Here is a 5,430-nt window from a genome sequence, read left to right on the forward strand (position 1 = left end):
CCGCTGGTCATGCGGCCGACCTCCGAGACCGTCATCGGCGAGTACATGGCCAAGTGGATCGACTCGTGCCCAGGGATTCCTGGGCGCGCGACCGAGAGGTGGCGTGACGGGCATGCTGGAACGGCTGGGGGCCGTCCAGCTCGACACGATCTCGGTGCTGGCCCGGTCCCACGAGCTGGTGCCGTACGCGCGCCTGGGGCCCGTCGGGCGTGGCGCGATCGAGACCGCCTACTGGGGGAACGGCTCCTTCGGCGCCTTCGAGTACTGGGCGCACGCGGCGTCGATCCTGCCCATGCGCGACTGGCCGCTGTTCGCGTTCCGCCGCCGCGCCTACCTGCGGCGCGGCTGGCGCTGGCACAAGGTGCCCGAGGGCGTGTGCGACGAGATCCGCGACCGGCTGCGCTCCGACGGCCCGCTGACCACGAAGGAGCTCGGCGGCGCCAAGGCCAGCGCCGAATGGTGGGACTGGAGCGAGCACAAGATCGGCATCGAGTGGCTGCTCGACGTCGGCGAGGTCGTGTGCGTCGAGCGGGTCGGCTGGCGGCGGGTCTACGACCTGGCGGAACGGGCCGTCCCCGCGGAGCTTCTCGCGCAGGACCCGGACGACGAGGCGTGCCTGACGGCCCTCGTCGCGCGGGCGGGGCGCGCCCTCGGCGTGGCGACCCGTGGCGACCTCGCCGACTACTACCGGCTCAAGCAGGACCAGGTGGCCGGCGTCGTCGAGGCGGCCGGGCTCGTCCCGGTGACGGTGGCCGGGTGGCGGCAGCCGGCCTGGGCCGATCCGGAGGCCCTCGCCGCTCCGGTGCGGGGACGGCACGCCACCACGCTGCTGTCGCCGTTCGACTCGCTGGTGTGGGACCGGGCGCGGACGTCCCGGATGTTCGGGTTCGACCACCGGCTGGAGGCGTACGTCCCGAAGGCCAAGCGCGTCCACGGCTACTTCGCGATGCCGCTGCTAGCGGGCGGGCGCCTGCTCGGACGGGTCGACCCGGCCCGGGAGGGCGGCACGCTCGTCGCCCGCCAGGTGTCGTTCGAACCGTGGGCGACCCGGACCGCGGGGCGCGCCGAGGCGTCGGCCGCGTCGCTGGCCACCGCGCTGTGGCGGGCGGCGGCGTGGGTCGGCTGCGACGACGTCCGCGTCGAGCGGATCGTCCCGGATGGTGTCGACCGCGCCCTCATCGATGCCGCCATCAAAGCCGGCCCCGCCTGAGCGGTCCGGCTTGAGCGTCCGGGGGGAGAGGTCCGGCTTGATCGGCCCCGAATGGAGCGGCCCGCTTGACCGTCCGGCTTGAGCATCCGGATGGAGAGGTCCGGCTTGAGCGGCCTCGGATGGAGCGGCCCCTGCATGAGCGGTCCGGTTTGAGCGTCCGGGTGGAGGGGTCTGGCTTGAGCGGCCTCGGATGGAGCGGCCCCTGCATGAGCGGTCCGGTTTGAGCGTCCGGGTGGAGGGGTCTGGCTGGAGCGGCCTGCTTGAGCGGCGTGGCGAGAGGTCTGGCTGGAGCGGCCTCGGATGGAGCGGCCCTGCGTGAGCGGTTCGGCTGGAACAGCCGGACTTGAGCGGCGCCGCTTCCCTGGTGCCGCCTGACCAGCCCTGCCTGACCGGTCCTCTCGCCGGCTGGGCCTTGCCCCGGGTGATGTGTCCCCGCCCTTAGGTGGCCTTGCCTGGGTGGCCTTGCCTGGGCGGTCCTCCCGCTCGGTGGGGCTTGTGGGGGTCTCTGGGGGATCCGTGGTGGGGGGATCAGTGGGGGGTGATTTCGGGTGGGTGAGCCGCGTTCGGCGGTCTCTGGCCCGTGGGGCGGGAGGCTTGGTGTGGGGCGGAATTGGTCGGGCGGAAACGGGCGGTTCGCCGTGCGAACTCCGGGCCGCCGAAATGAGGTGGTTCGCCCCCGGAGACGTGAACGCGCCCGGCTCGCGGGGAGCCGGGCGCGGTGGGGCGTCGGTCAGCCGTGGGGGGTCTGCTGGGGGTCGGTGGCGGTGGGGCGGTCGAGGATCTCGCCGGCGTCGCCGCCGCGCCGCTTCGAGCTGCGCGAACCGAAGAGGGTGTAGTCGACGATCTCGGGGATCACCCGCGGCGCGTCCAGCACCACGTCGGAGAACAGGTGGACGACCCAGCTGGCCAGCAGGCCGAGCACGATGATCCCGACGCCGACCCAGAACATGATCCACATGGGGCCGTTGCAGAGCGCGACACCGCCCACCACGAAGCCGATGAAGATGATCGTGACGGCGACCCAGGAACTCGGCCGGCCGGCGTGGGACCCGTGCGACTCTTCGGACATTGCGCCTCCCCTCCGATGGTGCATGAGATCTTCTCCCGGACCCCGTGCGTCAAACGGGGCGGACCGTGGATTGCGCTGCGGAGTGACCTAGACCATTCTGGGTCTCGCCTACGATGGGCATCGTACGAGTGGTGTGCGTGCCGCCGGGAGCGGTGAACCACGATCTGCAAGGAGCCTTCGAGAGTGCCGCCAGTCATCGACAAGATCCTTCGTGCGGGCGAAGGAAAAATTCTGCGCAAGCTCAAGAAGCTCGCGGATCAGGTCAACTCGATCGAAGAAGACTTCGTCGACATGTCCGACGCCGAGTTGCGTGAGCTGACCGACAAGTACCGCGAGCGCATCGCCGAGGGCGAGTCCCTCGACGACCTGCTCCCCGAGGCGTTCGCGACCGCACGCGAGGCCGCCAAGCGGGTCCTGGGCCAGCGCCACTACGACGTCCAGATCATGGGCGGCGCGGCGCTGCACATGGGCAACATCGCGGAGATGAAGACGGGTGAGGGCAAGACCCTGACCTGTGTCCTCCCGGCGTACCTGAACGCCCTGTCCGGCGACGGCGTGCACGTGGTCACGGTGAACGACTACCTGGCCAAGCGCGACGCCGAGTGGATGGGCCGCGTCCACCAGTTCCTCGGCCTCGAGGTCGGCGTCATCCTCCCGCAGATGACCCCGGACGAGCGCCGGGTGGCCTACAGCGCCGACATCACCTACGGCACGAACAACGAGTTCGGGTTCGACTACCTGCGCGACAACATGGCGTGGAGCCTGGAGGAGTGCGTCCAGCGGGGGCACAACTACGCGATCGTGGACGAGGTCGACTCGATCCTCATCGACGAGGCCCGGACGCCGCTGATCATCTCCGGTCCGGCCGAGCAGAACTCCAAGTGGTACTCGGAGTTCGCCAAGATCGTCCCGCGGCTGAAGCGGGCCGAGCTCATCAGCACCGCCGGGCAGGTCGACGAGTACGGCCCCGGTGACTACGAGGTCAACGAGAAGAAGCGCACGGTCGGCATCACCGAGTCCGGCGTGGAGAAGGTCGAGGACTACCTCGGCATCGACAACCTCTACGACTCGGTGAACACGCCGCTGGTCAGCTTCCTCAACAACGCGCTGAAGGCCAAGGAGCTGTACAAGCGCGACAAGGACTACGTCGTCATGAACGGCGAGGTCCTGATCGTCGACGAGTTCACCGGCCGCATCCTGCACGGCCGCCGCTACAACGAGGGCATGCACCAGGCCATCGAGGCCAAAGAGGGCGTGGCGATCAAGGACGAGAACCAGACGCTCGCCACGATCACCCTGCAGAACTACTTCCGCCTCTACAACAAGCTGTCCGGGATGACCGGTACCGCCGAGACCGAGGCGGCGGAGTTCAACAAGACCTACAAGATCGGCGTGGTGCCGATCCCGACGAACAAGCCGATGATCCGCCAGGACGTGGCGGACGTCGTCTACAAGACCGAGCAGGCCAAGTTCGAGGCCGTGGTCGACGACATCGCCGAGCGGCACGAGAAGGGCCAGCCGGTCCTGGTCGGCACGACGTCGGTGGAGAAGTCCGAGAAGCTGAGCAAGATGCTCAAGCGGCGCGGCATCCCGCACCAGGTGCTGAACGCCAAGCACCACGAGCAGGAGTCGGCGATCGTCGCGGAGGCGGGCCGCAAGGGCGGCGTCACCGTCGCGACGAACATGGCGGGCCGCGGCACCGACATCATGCTCGGCGGCAACCCCGACTTCCGCGCGGACCTGGAGCTGCACCAGCGCGGGCTGTCGCCGCTGGAGACTCCGGAGGAGTACGAGGCGGCCTGGCCGGAGGCGCTGGAGAAGGCCAAGGAGGCCGTGAAGGGCGAGCACGAGGAGGTCGTCGAGATCGGCGGCCTGTACGTGCTCGCGACCGAGCGGCACGAGTCGCGGCGCATCGACAACCAGCTCCGCGGCCGGTCCGGCCGGCAGGGCGACCCGGGCGAGTCCCGGTTCTACCTGTCGCTGGAGGACGACCTCATGCGGCTGTTCAACTCGGCCCGCGTCGAGGCGATCATGACGCGCCTGAACATCCCGGACGACGTCCCGATCGAGTCCAAGATCGTCTCGAACGCGATCCGCTCGGCGCAGAGCCAGGTCGAGCAGCAGAACTTCGAGATGCGCAAGAACGTCCTGAAGTACGACGAGGTGCTGAACCGGCAGCGCAAGGTCATCTACGCCGAGCGCCGCAAGGTGCTGGAGGGCGAGGACCTGCACGACCAGGTCCGCCGGATGATCGACGAGGTCGTCGCGGGCTACGTCGCGGGCGCCACCAACGAGGGCTTCGCCGAGGACTGGGACCTCGAGAAGCTGTGGAAGGCGTTCAAGCAGCTGTACCCGATCAGCCTCACCGTCGACCAGCTGGTCGAGGACGAGGCGGACGGCGACATCTCGGGACTGGACGCGGAGACGCTCGCCGAGAAGATCCGCGACGACGCGCAGGCGGCCTACGACAAGCGCGAGGAGGAGCTCGGCCCCGAGGTCATGCGGGAGCTGGAGCGCCGGGTCGTGCTGTCGGTGCTGGACCGCAAGTGGCGTGAGCACCTGTACGAGATGGACTACCTGCAGGAGGGCATCGGCCTGCGGGCCATGGCGCAGCGCGACCCGCTGGTGGAGTACCAGCGCGAGGGCTACGACATGTTCAACGCGATGCTCGACGGCATCAAGGAGGAGTCGGTCGGCTATCTCTTCAACCTCGAGGTCGAGGTGGAGGAGCAGCCGGAGGCCCCGCAGGTGGGCGCGAAGCCGGTGTCGGTCGCCAAGACCGCGCCGTCCGAAGGCGCCGGCGAGGAGCCGTCCGACACCGTCCCGGTGGAGGCCGAGGAGGAGCCGGTCATCCACGCCAAGGGCCTCGACGAGCCGAAGCGGCCGAAGAAGCTGGACTACTCGGCGCCCACCGTCGACGGCGAGGGCGGCGTGGAGCACCACTCCGAGGAGACGGAGGACGAGTACGCGGGCGTGAACCGCAACGACCCGTGCCCCTGCGGCTCCGGCAAGAAGTTCAAGCGCTGCCACGGCGACCCGCGCAGCAAGAAGTAGCGCCGACGCGCTGACGAGGCGGGCGCCCCGGGCGACCCGGGGGGCGCCCCCCCCGTTGACGGGGGCCGCCGGTGATCGCCCCGCCCGTTGACGGGGC

General features: G+C 69.8%; 3 protein-coding genes. 2 read left to right on the top strand and 1 reads right to left on the bottom strand.

The window, feature by feature from the left end:
- Positions 1-112: 112 nt before the first annotated feature.
- On the top strand, positions 113-1,210 hold the full coding sequence (locus ABZ914_RS45375) for a winged helix-turn-helix domain-containing protein (RefSeq protein ID WP_500200884.1): 1,098 nt from the start codon (positions 113-115) through the stop codon (positions 1,208-1,210).
- A 730-nt stretch (positions 1,211-1,940) separates the two neighbouring features.
- Here the strand turns inward: ABZ914_RS45375 and ABZ914_RS45380 are convergent.
- A complete protein-coding gene (locus ABZ914_RS45380; RefSeq protein ID WP_433234512.1) occupies positions 1,941-2,279 on the bottom strand; it encodes an HGxxPAAW family protein in 339 nt (112 codons plus the stop codon).
- A 183-nt stretch (positions 2,280-2,462) separates the two neighbouring features.
- Here ABZ914_RS45380 and secA point away from each other — a divergent pair, with 183 nt between their 5' ends.
- Positions 2,463-5,333 (top strand): preprotein translocase subunit SecA, encoded by a 2,871-nt coding sequence (gene secA / locus ABZ914_RS45385; RefSeq protein WP_500200885.1) that lies wholly within the window; start codon positions 2,463-2,465, stop codon positions 5,331-5,333.
- Positions 5,334-5,430: the final 97 nt, after the last annotated feature.

This window comes from Spirillospora sp. NPDC046719, assembly GCF_040645715.1.
GTDB lineage: Bacteria > Actinomycetota > Actinomycetes > Streptosporangiales > Streptosporangiaceae > Spirillospora.